Source organism: Paenibacillus amylolyticus (assembly GCF_050990605.1).
GTDB lineage: Bacteria > Bacillota > Bacilli > Paenibacillales > Paenibacillaceae > Paenibacillus > Paenibacillus amylolyticus_H.
The window spans coordinates 2,916,730-2,934,150 of record NZ_CP158832.1; the positions used below are offsets into that span (position 1 = coordinate 2,916,730).

The following is a 17,421-nucleotide window of genomic DNA, read 5'->3' on the forward strand; positions in this document are numbered from 1 at the left end:
GTTCTATATCATCAGGGCCGCCCAAGAGGGCGGTTCTTTTGCTATTCAATATTTTGCGTATATATCCCAACTTATAAGTAAAGGATACCTTTAACTGAGAATATCTGGACGAGCATGCGCAGAAAGGGGAGGGCGGTATGGACACATCACCGATAACACAACAGAACCTGCCGTTAACCGGATCTCTTGCTGTGAATCAAGAAATGCTAAGCTCCGTTTTTGCAGGTTGCTCGGATATTGTGTTTCATACATTCCAAACTGCGTGTCATACTTCAGCCGTATGCGTATATTGTGTTGGTTTATGCGATACAGAACGGTTGGAAAGACAGGTACTAACGCCCCTTCAGGAAATTGGGATTGAAGCTACGCAGGTTCCCCTGGCTTCTGTGAAGAGTGTAGAAACAACAACTCAGGCGGTGCAGGCGATATTAGAGGGGGAAGCTCTGCTACTGCTGGAAGGCTCAATAATTGGAACTACCTACCCTTTATACAAAGCTGAAAATCGTTCAACCGAGGAACCGTTAGCTGAATCGACCGTGCGCGGTGCACGAGATGGATTCACAGAATCGTTGACCATGAATATGTCTCTTCTGCGCAAACGTCTCAAGACCCCTGCATTGAAGCTTCATACACGTAACATGGGAGATCGTACAAACACCAGTATTTCACTTGTATACATGGAGGGAATTATTGACCCCAATCTGGTGAAAGAAGTGAAGACACGACTTGCCGATTTAAAGCTTCGAGACGTACTGGAGAGTCAGTACATTGAAGAAGGCATTGTCGATCAGCGATACTCACCATTTCCCCAGATGATTGCGACGGAGCGTCCAGATGTTGTCGCTTCCAATTTGCTGGAAGGGCGCTTTGCTATTCTAGTTGACGGAACGCCATTCACCCTGATCGCGCCAGTGACCATTTTTTCCATGTTACAATCTCCGGAAGATTATTATCAAAATGTGTTCATGAGTGTTTTTGTACGCTGGCTGCGATACGTTTTCTTTGTTTTATCCATGCTGCTTCCATCGGCTTATGTAGCGATTACGACATTTCATCAGGAGATGATTCCTACTGTATTACTTCTCAGTATTGCCCGGGCGAGAGAAGAAATCCCTTTTCCTGCACTGGTGGAAGCACTCATTATGGAAATTGCCTTTGAAGCACTGCGTGAGGCTGGCGTCCGATTGCCAAAGCAGGTCGGATCAGCGGTCAGTATCGTGGGCGCATTAATTATAGGGCAAGCGGCGACGAGTGCCGGAATTGTGTCAGCCCCCATGATTATCATTGTCGCGATTACCGGTATCGCTTCTTTCATGATCCCTCGCTACGCTGCCAGCATCGCGACCCGATTACTGCGTTTCCCTATGATGTTTCTAGCCGGAACGCTGGGACTTACAGGTGTCATGTTGGGAGTCATCCTGGTTGTCATTCATCTGAGCAGTCTTCGTTCATTTGGAACACCTTATCTGTCACCTGTGGCCCCTACGATGAGCAAAGAACTCAAGGATGTATGGTGGCGACCAGTACCAAGGAACAAACCGGACTAGAACAATCCATACTCAAGCAATCAAGGGAGCGGGATTACAGATGTTAACTGACAAAGGAAAAATATCGGAGACGCAATTGGCATTCATGATCTTTCCCGCCATTCTAGCGACCGCAATATTGTCTGTACCGGGTATTACCATGCATTATGCGGGTCATGACATGTGGCTCTCTCCGATTATAGGCTCCATCGTTGGTTTTGCAGCGATAGCGGTTTCCATTGGACTAGATCGCCTGTACCCTGGAAAAACGCTCATTCAATCGAGTGTATCGATTGCGGGTCGTTTCCCCGGGAAATTAATTGGATTGGTATATATCATTTTTTTGCCCCATTTAACAGGCTTGATTATACGGACGTACGGAGAATTTATTGTTAACAATGCACTTCCGCGAACCCCGCTATTTGTTGTAATGGGGACTATGGTTGCGGTGTGTGCGCTTAATGTCAGACTGGGAATTGAAGTGGTTGGACGCACCTCTCAAATTTTTGTGACCCTCCTTGTCGTGCTACTTAGCCTGATCTTTATTCTATTGATTGGGGAGCTGAATCCAGCGGAATTATTCCCTTTCATGGAGAACGGACCACTACCTAGTATCAAAGGAGCCCTTGCACCTGCTGCATGGTTTAGTGAATACATCGTAATCGCCTTCCTGCTTCCCTATGTCAATCGTAGAAAACGCACAACACGAGTCATGTTGGGTTCCCTTTTAATAACGACAACCGCAATGACGGTCATCAATCTGTTTTGCCTGTTTTTAATTGGAGATCTGACGGATAGCTTTGTATATCCGGTTATGATTGCCGCAAGATACATAACCATTGCAGATTTTCTGCAACATATTGAATCCCTGATTATTGCGGTTTGGATTTTTGGAATCTTCGTCAAAATTTCTGTTTTCCTTTATATTTTTGCAACATCCACAGCCGAATGGTTTGGTTTGAAGGATTACAAACCGGTCGTTGTACCCCTTTCGTTTCTGTGTATGGTTTATGCCTACTGGATTGTGTCCGGCGGATCGGGTGCTTCCAGTCTGGTAGGCCCTTCAGCTAACTTGTATACGATCAGCATTTTATTAATTCTTCCGGCAATGATCTACGGTGTCGCATGGCTGAAGAAAGGGTGGGCGCATTTTCGAAAGAATCAAGCGAACACCTGATTGATGGGGGAGGAGCACTTGCGAATATATAGAGTACTACTGATGCCAATATTGTGTTGTGTGCTTTTAAGTGGATGTTGGGATCGCATCGAGATTAACGATTTGGCTATTGTGCTGGCTACGGGTATAGATTACGAAGATGGCAAAGTACAACTGACTTCACAGATTTTCATTCCGCGAAAGGCGAGTGCAGGAGATAGCACTGGGAGCGGAGGCAGTCCAAGTGGGGTTACGATGATTCGTACGGCGGAAGGGCGTACAATTGCCGAGGCATTGAATCGGTTACAACGTAAAGTTCCCCGGAATATGTTCTGGGGCCATTGCGAAGTTATTATCATCAGTGAACAAGCCGGCAAACGGGGGATTCGCGAGTACATCGATTTCTTCTTGCGTTACCCTCAGTTCAGGGAGCATGCCTATGTCTTTTCCAGCGAAAAGGCGGCGAAAGATATCCTTGCCTTACTTGATCCTCTGGAGCGAAGTTCTGCAGAGTCGCTGCGAGAAATGGCCAATCTGAAGCTGGGTACACGGATTACCGCGCTAGAACTAGGCAAATCGATTGAAGGTCCAAGTAGCTCGGTCATCTTGTCTCGCATGTTAATCTTACCCCTGGAGACCGATCAGGATAAACTGACAACCACGCCATATGTGAAAGGTCTGAGCATATATAAGGAGGATCGCTACGTCAAGACGGTCAAAGAACCACTAAGCGTAGGTGTATTATTACTTGCAAAAGAACTGAACAACATTATTATGCCTGTTGAATTTAAGCCGTTGAAAGGTTCTTTTTCGATCCAGCCCATTGAAATTCAAACGGTCTTGAAGCCTCGAATTGTAAATCAAAAGTGGAGTATGAAGGCCGACATCCAAACGAGAGGAGAAGTGGTGTTAAATACCACCGACGCCGATCTGACTGATCCCGCTGTGTTAACTAAATTGGAACAGGAATGGTCAGCTAAGCTTACAGCTCTGGCTCATGATGCTTTAGACATGGCCCAGAAGGAGCTGCGCACCGATCTCTTCAAATTTGCCGTTGAATTTCGCAGATATTATCCGCATCAATGGAAGAAGCAGGAGAAGAACTGGGAAACCATCTATCCTGAATTGGACGTGGAAGTCAACGTGGAAGCCCATGTAGTACGTACCGGAAAATCAACAGGACCACAGGGGATACCGGATGAGAACGGAAATTGAACAGAGACTACTCCTGTTACAAGTCCGAGAAATGAGGTGATTGCATGAAACTAGGCTCAATCCTTGGGATTTTGATGGTGGCCGCTGCGATAATGTATGGGGAGTGGAAGAGTAGCAAAGAAAAGCGAGCCAGAATAGTGAGTGCGGGAATTACTGTTGTCGCGGCAGTCATTGGGATCATTCTTCTCTTTCAGCCCCGTTTGCCTGGTCCTACCCAGGTCATGAAGCTTGTCTTTGGAAGTGTGGATCAATTGGTGAAGTAAGATGATGGGAAAAGAAGGACCACGGCTCTACGTACCAGAGGTGTGGTCCTTCTATACTTTAGGTGAGAATCAAACCTGTCCAAAGGAATTTATTCTTTTATGACAGAAGCGTTCACGGCATCTTCCATCTTTGTATTGTAGGAACGGAACAGACCCAGACGCCAGAATGCGGCTCCTTTGAGGTCATAACGTTTGGCAAGACCGAGCTTATCATCTACAGAGGTGGACGTTTCACTGCTTAGACTAATTCCGAGCAAAAGCTTGCTCTTTGGGACACCGGCCTTTAAGGCTAATTGAATGGCCTGATCTACAAGACTATTGGGCTCAGGCACCTGAGATTTGGTGCCAACCGGATTATACTGATAGGCCATAATAATAAGATCATCTGCAATGGAGGCTAGTGTCTTGTAATCATAACCTTTATAAGCACTATTTAGAGGTGGTACCGCTAGGGATAAGGCTGTATCCTGGGGCAAGGAACTCTTTAATTGTTTCACATATTCATTGAGCAGCTTCTGTTGTTCAACCTCATCCAGTTTAAAACCCAGTCCTTCGAAATCCAGAACAACTCCGCCAAAACCATGCTCTGCTACAGCGGCAGTTATACCTTCAATTGATTTCTGCCGCAGGCTGCTGTCGCTCAATACTTTAGTCAGTTCGCCGTTTCCGTCCAATGCATACACCATGAGCTGCGGTTGGATCTGCTGATCTGCTGCGTCAGCAACGATGGACTGCGGTGTAATATCACCCGCAGCAGCAGGAAGACGGTACTCATCCCCCTGAAGCGTGAACTGACCTTCGCGATCAATGCGGCTCCAACCAAAGGCCACGGAATTCATGGAAGTAATAAGGTCCTTTTCTTGAAAGGATTGCAATGCATAGAAGGCTCTCAGGTGCATCTCGCGTTGTGGGGAGATGAGGGAAACCGTCTTGGTTGCCTGATTCCAGCTTGCACTTACACCGAATTGATTACTAAAAGAACTGAGTGGAATAAGCACGCGTCCTTCGCGCTGAACGGGTGCTGCAGCAAGTGTAACTTTTTTTCCATTTACGGTCGCTGTGGTGCTGCCAACTTGTAATAGTACCTCAGTAGTTTGTCCTTTCACAGTGTTCGTTGCTTTTACAGTCTGTGATCTGCTGTTCCAGGTAATATCAATACCCAGGGCTTCCCCGACCGTCCGGAACGGAACGTAAGTGACACCTTTATCAACTCGTGGATCTGCATCAAACTTCAGAGGAACATCATCCAAGTGTACTGAAATGGCCGGGGCAGCATAGGCTCCACCGATATTGGGTGTACTTCCAAGGATAGAGAGAGCAATTACAGTAACCGCGGCGATTTTTCCTACACGTTTAATAAGCATCGTATGTCTCCTCCAACTTTATACATAACAATAGAATCAAGTTTTATAACAATATCTATTAATCTAGCATATGTATCATAACAAAATTTTCATATCGTTCCAATATAAGAGTCTGGAATATAGTGATATATACCATATCGCTGTTCAATAGATTCTTCCGACCATAGTGAATTTAATTAAACTCTGTTGAGATGATGGTAGAAGTCCAAACACAATAGTACGCTACGAAATATACTGTACTTTCCCAACATTAGTCCACATTTGGTTTAAGTGTATTGGCACCACAATTAACTTACACTGCTTTTGTAAGCTCCGACGTGCTGGGAACAATCCGTGTTGGTCTCGAGAATTTTGATGGATTTGTATGTTAATCGTAGAAAAAACCTCATACCTTTAATCTATGGGAAACCGACTAGAGGTATGAGGTTATACGTATTTTTTAATCTGAAACGACATACCCGTCGAAACTCTCGGGTCCCACCCGTGTAGTCCCGAGCAGATTTGTGCTTATAAATGCGGTGTACGTTAATTGGGGCATGAGCGGTGGGTTAAAGTCAGTAGCACTGAAGACAATCACTTCGGGGTTAAGCAGACCACTTAGACCATATGTGTGGTCTCTGGAGTATACGATTGGACTGGTTGCCATTGTTCCTCTTACAACCGTAATTCTCACAATAAAAAGTGCACGTGGCAATTGTACCGTGATGGTTCCTTTTAATGAAACTCTTAGATTGGTTCCGGCTCCAGCGGTTATGAGACCAATCTGGCCGAATAATTGGGGCGTTAAAATCACTGGAATCGGTATGGAGATGGAATTAAACAAGGCGGCATTCTGGGATGTCCGTGCATCTAGAAATTGCGTCAATGAATATACCTCCTATCTTACTCAGATAGAATAATATATTCATTATTCAGATATTCGTATGGACGGTGGGTGCAGTGCTGGAAATATTAAAGACAAACTGACTGCCCAAATGACTGGAATCTCTAAGCCATACAACGCCACCCATTAATTCTGCGAGTTGTTTACAGATGGACAGGCCCAGCCCCGCGCCGCCATACTTTCCTGAATTACGATGAATCTGGGAGTAAGATTTGAACAAGAGATTCTGGCGATCCTGCGGGATGCCGATGCCCGTATCCGTTATTTCGTAGGACGCATGGAGAGTACCTTTGGTATCAGCAGTTACCTGAGTAGAGATACATACTGCACCATTCTCCGTAAATTTAAGCGCATTCCCAACAAGATTAATGAGAATCTGACGAACTTTGTGTTGATCGCCCATAAACATCACATGACCATTAATATTGTATTCTGCGTACAAACAAACTCCTTTTTTCAGTGCTTCAGAAGAGAATAATTGTATTACATGATCAACTGTTTCAGTAATACTATAGGGTTTGATCTCCAGAGAGATCGCACCAGCTTCTGCTTTGGAATATTCCAGAATTTGATCCATCATCGATAGAAGGCTGGCGCCACTTGACTCAATGACATTAACATATAACGATTGATCCTCACTCAGTCTGGTTGATTGCAACAGATTGGCCATGGCAAGAACACCATTCATTGGCGTCCGGATTTCGTGGCTGAGAACGGCCAGCAAATTTTTCTTTTCTTCAAGTACTTTTGCAGCGGTCTCTTCCGCATGTTTTAACTGTCGCAGCGTGGTTTCCATCTCAAGAAGACTTGTGAAAAATAAAGATAAGGAGAGAAGCAGATCCACGTCTTTTTGTTGATAGCAGTAGAAATCCTGATCAAATGAGCAAAGGGAGCCGTAAATTTCTCCGTTTTCATTGTATATAGGCACACCGACAAATGAACAACCGCCCACGAATTTTGTAGCGTCCATATGTTTGGTTAACGGGTGAGTCAGATTATTATTAATCACTAACGGGCCTTGGGTATGTTCTGTCACAAGTGCACAGTATGACTCAGCGTTAGCAACGACTAGCCCCTCACCAAGGATCAGTTTGTCGCGATTATATACGTTCAGAACTTTGGTGGACAGATGATCCAACTGAGCGATACAAAACGTATTTGCAGGAATTAATCTGCTTGCCGTGTCCATGACATTAGCAGCCGAATCATATAATTTATGTGAGACTATGGATAGTACATCAATGAATTCTGTTTTCAACATATTGATTTGAGTCCTCCTGATTGTAGAAATTCGTTGTGCACTGTATTCAGTATATATGAATTCGAAGAATAGGGCATGTATGGTTTTGACAGTGGAAGACGGAAATGAGAAAATATAATGCTGTGGAACATGTATATATTAATCAAGTTTTGGAGGCAAATCAATGAATCAGCGTTTTCGAATTACCCGATCCATGCAAGAAAGCAATGCGGAACAATCCATCTCGCTGGAAGAGTGCAAACTATACTTCGAATCCCAACCCGATTTTACCTACTCACCGGTTCTTAACATAGTCGGAGCGGAGAGCACCATGACCATCGATGGGGACTTTTTTATGTGGGACCATGAGGGAACACAGATTGCTTTTCGTTTGTACATGGGGGATCTATATGTAGCTATTTCTAACGAAGCTATTGTCCCCAAAATGATTGAAATTGCAACAGATCTGCATGCAGATATTGTAGAAGGATAAACGAAGCAGAGAACTAGAGTTTGATAACATGTAATGATTTTAGTTGTGCTACACTTTGGATAATCCTGTAAAAATGAGACTAAAGGTTCATTTATATTCCATATGTTAGCTTGTAATATATGGAATATAAATCATTTTACAGGAGAGTGAATGAAGTGAAAAAGACCAAATTAATCCTTGTTGTATTCATGAGTATGATCCTTGCCTTATCAATAACTGGAATAGGATCGAGTTCAAAGGCTTCTGCAGCTACGGCACGTACACCCATTGTATTGGTACATGGATTGACCGGTTCAGATAGCAATTTTACAGCAATTGAGAGTTATTTGCGTAGCCAAGGGTGGACAAGAGACGAATTATTCGCGATAGACCTTCCTAGCAAACAAGGAAACCAACTTTTGAACTCCGCAGCAATTAGTCGATTCGTAGATGATGTTCTGCGCGAAACGGGTCATACAAAAGTCAATATTATAGCTCATAGCATGGGTGGAGCTAATAGTCTCTATTACATACTTAACCGTGGAGGCGCTTCCAAAGTGGATAAGTTGATTACCCTTGGCGGGGCTAATCGATTGACCACAACGACAGCTCCGAGTGGAATAAAGGTGACTTCGATCTATTCCACCAGTGACATGATTGTGTCCCCGGCACTTTCCCGGTTGAACGGGGCGAATAACGTTTCCGTTTCCCTCGTATCCCATATCGGTTTGCTGTTTAACTCACGGGTGAATGCCCTGATCAAAACTGCGTTGAACGAGTAACTGAACATTGTGAAAATGGCAAACAAATGTGCATTCTTTTATAATATACTGAATGATTGACTTGAACACGACTGACCCTTCATGGGTAGTCGTGTTTTCGTATCATCCATTCTATAATTAGAAATCAGAATATTAATGGAACAAGTTAAAGGAGTCTGTACACATGCAACCTCAACCGAATGATCGAATTAAGGTTCACCCAGGCTTTTGGGCTGGATTACATCAATTAGGGATTGGTGCTGACGACATCGCTCGCACAGCACAACTATCTCTTGAGATAATAAATAAACCTGTAGTGACCCAATCTCAATACTTTGCAATCTGGCAGGCGTACTCTGATCTCATTGGGGACACCGCCGAGGGTATCATCCAACTTGCAACCGGATATGAAATATCGAAGTATCCTCCGCCTGTTTTGGCGATGTACCATGCTCGTGATTATCGTGATGCGTTGAATCGAATGGTCCGTTACAAGCAAATGTGTCCCCCAGAAAGTTTACAGATTACCGAAGCAGCTGAGGAATGTATCATTGAACTCCAATGGTTACAAAAGGAGCAACAAGGTCCGCCATTACTGGTTGGTATCACGCTGGCATTTCTGATCGAACTTGGACGGAGGGGCACCGGACAGCCTTTGATTGCAAAACGGGTTGAGTTCTCCCAACCGATGGGTGATGTAGCCATCCTTGAGTCTTACTTAGGCTGCCGAGTCGATACGAATTCCAACTATAATCGGCTGACGCTGGAACGGAAAGATCTGAGCCTTCCATTTCTATCGTATAACGAAGAGTTACTGGAGATTCTGACCCCGGCTCTGGATCGGTCGCTGGACGAACAAGAGAGCAATCGTTCCGTTACTGAAGTGGTCAAATGGATTATGAAACGCAGCCTCACAGGAAAGCGCCCTGACATCCAGACGGTGGCCAAAGAGCTTCGCATGAGTGATCGTACTTTGCAGCGGCGACTGACGGAGGAGAACACAAACTTCAAGCAATTATTAACCGAGGCTAGACGTGAGCAGGCCCGAGAGTACCTTGCGGATCCTTCGCTCGATATCAGAGAAGTGGCATTTCTGGTTGGATATGAAGACCAGAATTCGTTCTATCGTGCGTTCCGAAATTGGGAAGGGGATACACCTTCAAATTGGCGTGTAAGGCAATAATTCTGGCGTAAAGTGCTAGTTACTAGGCCCCTCAGACTGCGTAATATTATATCTACCCGGAGCATGAATCTGTTGGCAATGTTCAAGAAATAGCTGCCGGATAGTTGTAATCAAGAAGGAGAAATGCAGGATGGATATGGGAGTAAAAGAGAAAACAGCCTTAGTTACAGGATCAACAAAAGGAATTGGTAAAGCAATTGCCATGGAACTCGCCCGAGAAGGTGTTCATGTGCTAATTAATGGACGCAATGATGAAGAGGTGGAACAAACAGTTCGGGAAATTAAGGCCCATTTTCCGGAGACCTCTCCGCAAAAGGCCACGGCTGATCTTGTAGATCAAGCGCAACGCCAAGTTTTATTTGAGAAATTTCCCGAAGTTGATATATTAATTAATAGTATGGGTATATATGAGATCATGAGTTATGAAGACGTAAATGATGAAGTGTGGGAAAAATATTTCCGTACTAATGTGCTGGCTGCCAATGGTTTGTCTCAATTTTATTTACCTAAAATGGTGAAGAACAATGACGGGCGTATTATTTTCATCGCAAGTGAAGAAGCTCTTATGCCTTCAGGCCAGATGCCACAGTATTGCATGACCAAGTCAATGCTGCTTTCATTATCCAAAAGTTTGTCCAAACTGACAGCAGGCACCGAGGTTACAATCAATACGATCCTGCCAGGTCCAACCCTGTCGGAAAACGTTCAAAAAATCATTGAGGGCATATACCCTGATGAGGCACTGACTTTCAAGGAAAAAGAGAAAGACTTTATGAAGAGTAATCTGCCACAGTCCGAATTACAGCGATTCATCAAGCCAAGTGAAATAGGCAGACTCGCGGCATTTGTATGCAGCCCATATGCTTCAGCCTTCAGAGGCTCTCCCATCCGAATGGACGGGGGCATGGTTCCCACCATATTTTAAAATTGTTCAGGATACAGGATATGTATCCATAAGATGTCGCCAGCGTTGGCGACTTTTTTATTTGTAAATGATCTATCCGAGGGGCGTCAAGCGAGTTTATAATACAGGTATGATTTTCGAAAACGATTTCTGTTAATTGGAAGCGATTACTTGTATCAATCATATGAATCTAAAAGGGGACACTAGCATGATAGCTGCAATAAATCTGGAAGGCTTATGGAAACTCCAACTCGATGAACATAAGGTGGAACGTGGTTTGAATTTCTCAGATTTTATTACATTGCCAAATACTACATCTCATGCGGCCAAGGGCAAGAAAAACGAGAATGTGTTAATCGGTGCGCTGACGGATGAGTATTTGTTTGAAGGATATGCCTGGTTTTCACGAGAGATTGAAATTCCCGAACACTTGGCTGGAAAATGTTGCTTCTTGCATCTGGAACGAACACGAGTAACCACAGTTTGGATTGATGGGGTGGAATGCGGAACACAAAAGAGTCTGAACACACCTCATCGTTACGAGATTGAGACAGGGCTAACCGCTGGGACTCATACAATTACCATTCGAGTGGACAATACCAATTATCCAACCAAAGGTGGTCACCTTACATCCGAAGACACGCAGACGAATTGGAACGGCATCACCGGGAAATTGGAATTTCAATTTTTTGAGCGTGTTTTCCTGGATAATGTTCAGGTCTATCCCGATCTTGCGACTCGATCTTTCGAGATCAAGGCAACACTTGTTGGTGACCTGCAAGAAGTACGAATCGTGGTCTCGGCTGTTGCAGTCAGTGCAGATCCGGTGTATACGACCGAGGAACAGATTTTCGCCCCGGATTCGCAGGAAATCCAGCTGACGTACAAGATTGGCGAAGATGCGATGTTATGGAGTGATGATGAACCTAACCTGTACCAGCTTCATATTCATCTGCAAGATCAGGACGGCAAAGTGCTGGATTCCATCGAAGTATGGACGGGATTACGGGAATTTCGGGCTGCTGGAGACAAATTCACCATTAATGGTCGCAAAACGTTTCTTCGAGGCAAACATGACGGGCTGATCTTTCCGCTCACGGGATACACGCCAACAGATGTGGATGAATGGGTTCGCATTCTCGCCATCTCCAAGTCCTACGGTATTAATCACTACCGTTTCCATACCTGCTGTCCTCCAGAGGCTGCTTTTATAGCAGCGGATCTGTTAGGCATCTATATGGAGCCTGAGCTTCCGTTCTGGGGAACCATTACGGATGAATCTTCGGATGGGCATAATCAAGACGAGCAGGATTACTTGATTAGCGAAGGATTTGCGATACTGCGAGCTTTTGGTAATCATCCTTCGTTTGTCATGATGTCCATGGGGAATGAACTATGGGGAAGCAAGGACAGACTAAATTCCATTTTGAAGGCATACAAAGCATATGATCCTCGTCATCTATACACCGAAGGTTCCAATAACTTTCAGTTTGTGCCGGACATTCTGGAGGAAAGTGAATTCTTCTGCGGGGTTCGTTTCTCCAAAGAGCGCCTGTTCAGAGGTTCATATGCGATGTGTGATGCTCCGCTCGGTCACGTGCAGACCGACCTGCCAAATACATTGAAAGATTACGATTCTAACATTGTACCTGAGCAAGGCAGCGATGCTGACCCTTCTGGTCAGACTGGGGAGAAAGAGATTCAGATTCAGTATGGGACAGGTTCCAAAACAGTGCAGGCCGAAGCTGGAAGTGACCAACTTGTGTCACACGTACCAATCATCTCGCATGAAATTGGACAGTACGCCACGTTTCCTAATTTCGAGGAGATCAACAAGTATACGGGTTCTCTCAAAGCCAAGAATTTCGAAGTGTTTCGAGAGCGTCTGAATGCTAAAGGACTGGGACATCTTGCGGAAGCCTACTTCAGAGCCTCTGGTAAGCTCGCGGTCGCATGTTACAAGGAGGAACTGGAGGCTGCTTTTCGTTCGAAACAACTAGCAGGGTTCCAACTGCTGGATCTCCAGGATTTCAGTGGTCAGGGGACAGCGCTGGTGGGTGTACTGGACGCATTCATGGATTCCAAGGGCATGATTACACCGGAGGAGTGGAGAACATTCTGTTCCGACGCTGTGCTGCTCGCGAGATTCCCCAAATATAATTATCAAGCGGGTGAATTGTTCGAAGCACACATTGAACTAAGTTACTTCCGCAGACTAGTGTTGGATGGATTCCAATTGAAATGGGTACTTCAAAGCAAGGAGATTGAAGGAAGTATTCTTGTGGAAGGTGAAGTTAATCTGCCAGCGTTCCACGGAGAACATTATGTGAATATCACGGATATCAGCATTCGCATTCCTGAAGTCTCCAATATGACCAAAGTGGAGCTTAGACTGTCCATTCCGGGTACGGATATCCGTAAGTCTTACGACCTGTGGATCTACCCGAGTCAGGAGGAAGTGGACCTGAGCGGTTTGAATCTATTTACCGAAATCTCGGAACAGGCGTTGGCGCTGCTTGAGCAGGGCGAGGATATTTTACTTTTCCCAAATCCCAATAAGCTTCAACACGCGATCCAAGGTTTCTATAGCACCGATTTCTGGTCTTACCCTATGTTCCGATCCATCTCGGAGAATATGAAAAGAGAAGTTCCTGTGGGCACAATGGGCTTGTTAATTCAACAGGATCATCCGGCCTTCGAACATTTTGTCACAGAGGAGCACTCAACTTATCCGTGGTGGAGCATCGTGTCCGAGTCGTCATCGATCATCTTGGATGAGTTGGATAAAGAGTTGAATCCGATCGTTCAGACCATTGACAATTTTGAGCGAAACCACAAGCTCGGCCTGTTGATGGAGTGCCGGGTCCGGAAGGGGAGAGTGCTGATGGGAGCACTGAATCTGGAGCGTCTGATGACTACATTGGAGGGCAGACAGTTGTTATACAGCTTCCAGCGTTATGTACAAAGTTCCGCTTACCAGCCAGTTGCACGTCTGGAAGTAGAGGAACTTCGCAAGTTGTTTAACTAAGATATAGGGAGAAGAAGTGTCAGGTTTCCCTTAATTATGTTAATGAGCCCCTTCCGCGAATGGAAGGGGCTATAAGACACGCAGATTGAATTTGGTTCATTCTCCCATTAAGCATTTGATGAACCTGCACTTTCTAGGATTACATTCCAATCTTCTTCTTCAAAAAGTATGTTGCCTTTATCCTCTGTTACTCCGATCCGGACCTCAAGAATCACCAGCCTGGTTTCAGCCAGAATAGAAAAGAGACTCTTCTTGGTAATCGCGAACTGATTGCCCATACTCGCTTGCATGACCTTTCCATTGACAAGCACTTGCCCACTGCCTGCAAGCACGGTCCATGCTCTACACCCAGTTCTATGCCAGTTCAATCCGATATGTTTGCCCGGTAGAACCGTTATGTTTAATGTGGTTACAGTTGTATTCTCATCTTCTACCGAACTTTCAATGACACGATAACTGCCCCAGGCTGCTTCACCATACATTGGTTTTATTGACAAGCTACCCAATTGCGCTTTAATTTCATTTGAATTATTTATGTTGGCAATGAGAATGCCATCCGGGCTTGCGGCAGCGATAATACCTGGTACACCAATGACTTGGATGGGATAGGGGAGCTCATTAATAATATAAGAATCGGAGGAAGAGCCCGAGATTCCACCGTGTCCCATTACATGGGAATCTAACTGTGCGCACAGCGTATCCCAGCTTCCGATATCCTGCCATACTCCCTTATAAGGCAGGACTACGGCCCGCTGCGCTTTTTCTGCAACATGCTTGTCAAAACTGCGTTCAGGCAACGCTTCATACAGGGATGACAATTGATCATAATGAACCGGAAGCCCCATTTTTTTAATATGGGATATCATAAACGCGACGGTGAACGCGTACACACCGCTGTTCCATAGTGCCCCACGTTGTAGCAGAGCTTCAGCAATGGCGGCTTCGGGTTTTTCTATAAATCGTGTTATAGGCGCATAAGCATTACGTTCTTCCCTACCCGGCAGGATGTATCCATACTGTTCTGAAGCATGTGTAGGCCTTGTCCCAATTAAAGCGATATCGGCTTGAGAATGACTTAATATGTCCGGAAGTAAATGGAAGTTGCTGAAAAAATCTTCACCTGCGAACACATCAGCTGGCGCGATACAGATCACATCGTCATCTTTGGCCATTCGGAAGGATTGCAGATATAACGTCGCTAAGGCAGCCGCAGTAAACGTGCCTCGTTTATAAGGTTCCCCGATGACTGGTATTTTGCCTTGAGTATGTCGAACCGTAATACTAGCCTGATCCTGATGTGAAATAATGAGCGTTGATTCCGTTAGGCGTGAACTGTCAAGCTGGCGGCATACTCTGCTGATCATGGATTCCCTACCTCCAGCGGGTGATGGAAGTATATCTATGAACAGCTTGGAGCGAAGCTCATTGGATAACGGCCATAGCCTTTTGCCAGAGCCGCCGCACAGCAGTACGATATGCATGGGCTTCCTCCTTAAGCTCAGGGAGCTTTACTGTAGATTTTCCGTTTATGAAAGGAAAGAGAACGGTATTTAAGAGCCAGATTACAGATTTGTTGCTTTTCTAACGAAGAAGCGTTCACATTCAGACTTTTGTTCATGGAACTCCTAAGGACCATGCTGCCTGGGTTCTTCGTATACATATAATTGGCATACGTCTCATACTCGGAGAAACCAAACTGCTTCTTTTTATTGATATTGGAAATGATCGCTTTATACCATGGGAGCTTATGAACCGCTTCAATTTTCTGTTTTAAGGCAGCGAGTTTCGATTTGTCGAACAGCATATAATGGGTGACAAAAGAGCGGGGACGCGGCGCTTTCATGCCTAACAACTTGCGATAGGTATTGAAATATTCCGGCTGGCTCCAGTCACGGCAGTAAAATACCGTTTTGCCTTCTACAATAAATGAATGAGGTTTAATCAGTACGGTGTCCGCATCCATAACTAGAAAGTACTTTGCCTTCACAATGGAATCTCCGTTCATTTTGAGCAGCTGCTGATATAACCAGCCTGACCGATTCCATCGGGAGGACTGGTAGTGTATCTCGTTTTTGGTTATAGGCAATACGGATCGCTCATTAACAAAAATGCAGTTTTTACGTGAACAAAGGTTTCTGATTTTGGTGCTGACCGGAGAAACAATATATATGCTTCCAATGGGATGTTTTACATAACGGCGAATGTTATCGATGACGAGGGGAAGGGTAGCCAAGTCTTTCTCGATCGCTGGTATAAGAACATCAATCTTAGGCGCATTACTCCACTGAATTCCACGCTGGACGGACATCTTCTCAACTCCTTACACAAATCGTGATAACTTCTTCTATGGTATGTGTGCAAAAGTGGTTTGGTCAGGGCATGTGCAAATATACATTTTTACGAATAGGGGCTTTTGTTGAGGGTTCCATTATCGATAGTACATATAATGCATGCAGGATCTTGATCAAACAGCAGGCTTTGATGTGGTTGCTGAAGGGAGAGTTTACGACATGGGAGTTGATAAATTGCAGCCGTTAAGAAGCAAGTGGTTAAAAACAAAATTGATCATTAATAATGAATCTATTAAACCGTTTATCCCGGACACACAGAAATATAACAAAACGAATCTGAAATCCATGATCAGCAAATATGGCATGGTCTATGTCAAACCCGAGAGAGGTACTTTCGGGATGGGTGTTATTAAAGCCGAGATGGACAGTCATCAACATTATGTCTATCAGATCGAGCAAAAACGCCTGACGTTTGACAGTTTTGAATCGTTTTATAACAGTCTGACTCGTTTGGTGCATAAAAGAAGTTATCTGATTCAGAGAGGAATCCATCTGCTTAAGCATAATAACAGACGTTTTGACATCCGAGTGATGATACAGCTAAGCCCGACCAAACATTGGGAAGCTACCGGAATCATCGGCCGACTGGGTCATCCCAAAAAAATCGTAACCAATTATCATAGTGGTGGTACACCGATGGATATTCACAAGCTGTTACAATCGCATGCATCCACAAAACGCAGGAATGAACTGATTGAGGAGATGAATGAGCTTAGCCTGCGTATAGCTCGTCATATGAAGAAAAAGTACTCGTATCTTAAGCAAATTGGTGTGGATATCGGACTGGACCACAGTCTAAAACCCTGGATTATTGAGGTGAATGTCAAACCTGACCCCTTTATATTCAATCAATTAAAGGACAAGACGATGTATCGCAAGGTAATACGATATTACCGCCATGCTGTGCCCAAAAAAACAGAATAAGAGACCGGATTTTTCATAGGAATCGGCTGGAAAAGGTTTGAAGCTCAAGAGTCGCCAATGTGGCGACTTTTTTTGGTGATCTGCGTTTTAGGGTCGGAATACTGCATTTCATCCCAATTCGACTCCGAAACCTATGTTAAAATAGTATATT

At 44.6% G+C, this 17,421-nt stretch carries 15 protein-coding genes; 10 read left to right on the forward strand and 5 right to left on the reverse strand.

The genetic code is table 11. The annotated features are described in order from the left end of the window. The first annotated feature begins 137 nt into the window (after positions 1–137). Genes ABTV53_RS13290 through ABTV53_RS13305 form a run of 4 tightly spaced genes read left to right on the forward strand, consistent with a single transcriptional unit; the run spans position 138 to position 4,160 of the window. Positions 138–1,547, forward strand: a complete 1,410-nt coding sequence (locus tag ABTV53_RS13290; RefSeq protein WP_433753547.1) for a spore germination protein — start codon at positions 138–140, stop codon at positions 1,545–1,547. 40 nt (positions 1,548–1,587) lie between these two features. Next, complete coding sequence (locus ABTV53_RS13295) at positions 1,588–2,703, forward strand: GerAB/ArcD/ProY family transporter (protein WP_433753549.1); 1,116 nt, start codon at positions 1,588–1,590, stop codon at positions 2,701–2,703. 18 nt (positions 2,704–2,721) lie between these two features. Then, positions 2,722–3,897: a Ger(x)C family spore germination protein gene (locus tag ABTV53_RS13300; protein ID WP_433753551.1), complete on the forward strand. Its 1,176-nt coding sequence runs from the start codon at positions 2,722–2,724 to the stop codon at positions 3,895–3,897. A 44-nt stretch (positions 3,898–3,941) separates the two neighbouring features. After that, positions 3,942–4,160 carry a hypothetical protein gene (locus ABTV53_RS13305; protein WP_433753552.1) on the forward strand — a complete coding sequence of 73 codons (219 nt, stop codon included), beginning with the start codon at positions 3,942–3,944 and terminating at the stop codon, positions 4,158–4,160. Positions 4,161–4,249: 89 nt separating this feature from the next. Here ABTV53_RS13305 and ABTV53_RS13310 read toward each other — a convergent pair whose 3' ends face one another. The 3 genes from ABTV53_RS13310 to ABTV53_RS13320 all read right to left on the reverse strand — a co-directional run bounded on the left by ABTV53_RS13310 (position 4,250) and on the right by ABTV53_RS13320 (position 7,668). Next, a complete protein-coding gene (locus tag ABTV53_RS13310) occupies positions 4,250–5,524 on the reverse strand; it encodes a stalk domain-containing protein (protein ID WP_433753553.1) in 1,275 nt (424 codons plus the stop codon). 439 nt (positions 5,525–5,963) lie between these two features. Beyond that, complete coding sequence (locus ABTV53_RS13315; RefSeq protein WP_421889402.1) at positions 5,964–6,389, reverse strand: hypothetical protein; 426 nt, start codon at positions 6,387–6,389, stop codon at positions 5,964–5,966. Between the two features lie 46 nt (positions 6,390–6,435). Further along, positions 6,436–7,668, reverse strand: coding sequence for an ATP-binding protein (locus tag ABTV53_RS13320; protein WP_433753556.1), 1,233 nt, complete (start codon positions 7,666–7,668; stop codon positions 6,436–6,438). A 163-nt stretch (positions 7,669–7,831) separates the two neighbouring features. Here ABTV53_RS13320 and ABTV53_RS13325 point away from each other — a divergent pair, with 163 nt between their 5' ends. The 5 genes from ABTV53_RS13325 to ABTV53_RS13345 all read left to right on the forward strand — a co-directional run bounded on the left by ABTV53_RS13325 (position 7,832) and on the right by ABTV53_RS13345 (position 13,995). Further along, complete coding sequence (locus tag ABTV53_RS13325; protein ID WP_421889406.1) at positions 7,832–8,140, forward strand: hypothetical protein; 309 nt, start codon at positions 7,832–7,834, stop codon at positions 8,138–8,140. Positions 8,141–8,328: 188 nt separating this feature from the next. Next, positions 8,329–8,901, forward strand: a complete 573-nt coding sequence (locus ABTV53_RS13330; RefSeq protein ID WP_433754185.1) for an esterase/lipase family protein — start codon at positions 8,329–8,331, stop codon at positions 8,899–8,901. Positions 8,902–9,064: 163 nt separating this feature from the next. Next, positions 9,065–10,063 carry a helix-turn-helix domain-containing protein gene (locus tag ABTV53_RS13335; protein WP_433753558.1) on the forward strand — a complete coding sequence of 333 codons (999 nt, stop codon included), beginning with the start codon at positions 9,065–9,067 and terminating at the stop codon, positions 10,061–10,063. A gap of 130 nt (positions 10,064–10,193) precedes the next feature. Further along, positions 10,194–10,988: an SDR family NAD(P)-dependent oxidoreductase gene (locus tag ABTV53_RS13340; RefSeq protein WP_433753560.1), complete on the forward strand. Its 795-nt coding sequence runs from the start codon at positions 10,194–10,196 to the stop codon at positions 10,986–10,988. Positions 10,989–11,175: 187 nt separating this feature from the next. After that, the gene (locus ABTV53_RS13345; RefSeq protein ID WP_433753562.1) at positions 11,176–13,995 is read left to right on the forward strand and encodes a glycoside hydrolase family 2 TIM barrel-domain containing protein; all 2,820 of its coding nucleotides are present in this window, start codon (positions 11,176–11,178) and stop codon (positions 13,993–13,995) included. A 107-nt stretch (positions 13,996–14,102) separates the two neighbouring features. Here the strand turns inward: ABTV53_RS13345 and ABTV53_RS13350 are convergent, their stop codons facing one another. Together ABTV53_RS13350 and ABTV53_RS13355 are read right to left on the reverse strand one after the other, a co-directional pair. Next, complete coding sequence (locus ABTV53_RS13350) at positions 14,103–15,476, reverse strand: sugar phosphate nucleotidyltransferase (protein WP_433753564.1); 1,374 nt, start codon at positions 15,474–15,476, stop codon at positions 14,103–14,105. A gap of 17 nt (positions 15,477–15,493) precedes the next feature. Then, positions 15,494–16,303 (reverse strand): DUF6492 family protein, encoded by an 810-nt coding sequence (locus ABTV53_RS13355; RefSeq protein WP_433753566.1) that lies wholly within the window; start codon positions 16,301–16,303, stop codon positions 15,494–15,496. Positions 16,304–16,505: 202 nt separating this feature from the next. Here ABTV53_RS13355 and ABTV53_RS13360 point away from each other — a divergent pair, with 202 nt between their 5' ends. Next, a complete protein-coding gene (locus ABTV53_RS13360; RefSeq protein ID WP_433753568.1) occupies positions 16,506–17,270 on the forward strand; it encodes a YheC/YheD family protein in 765 nt (254 codons plus the stop codon). Positions 17,271–17,421 lie beyond the last annotated feature (151 nt).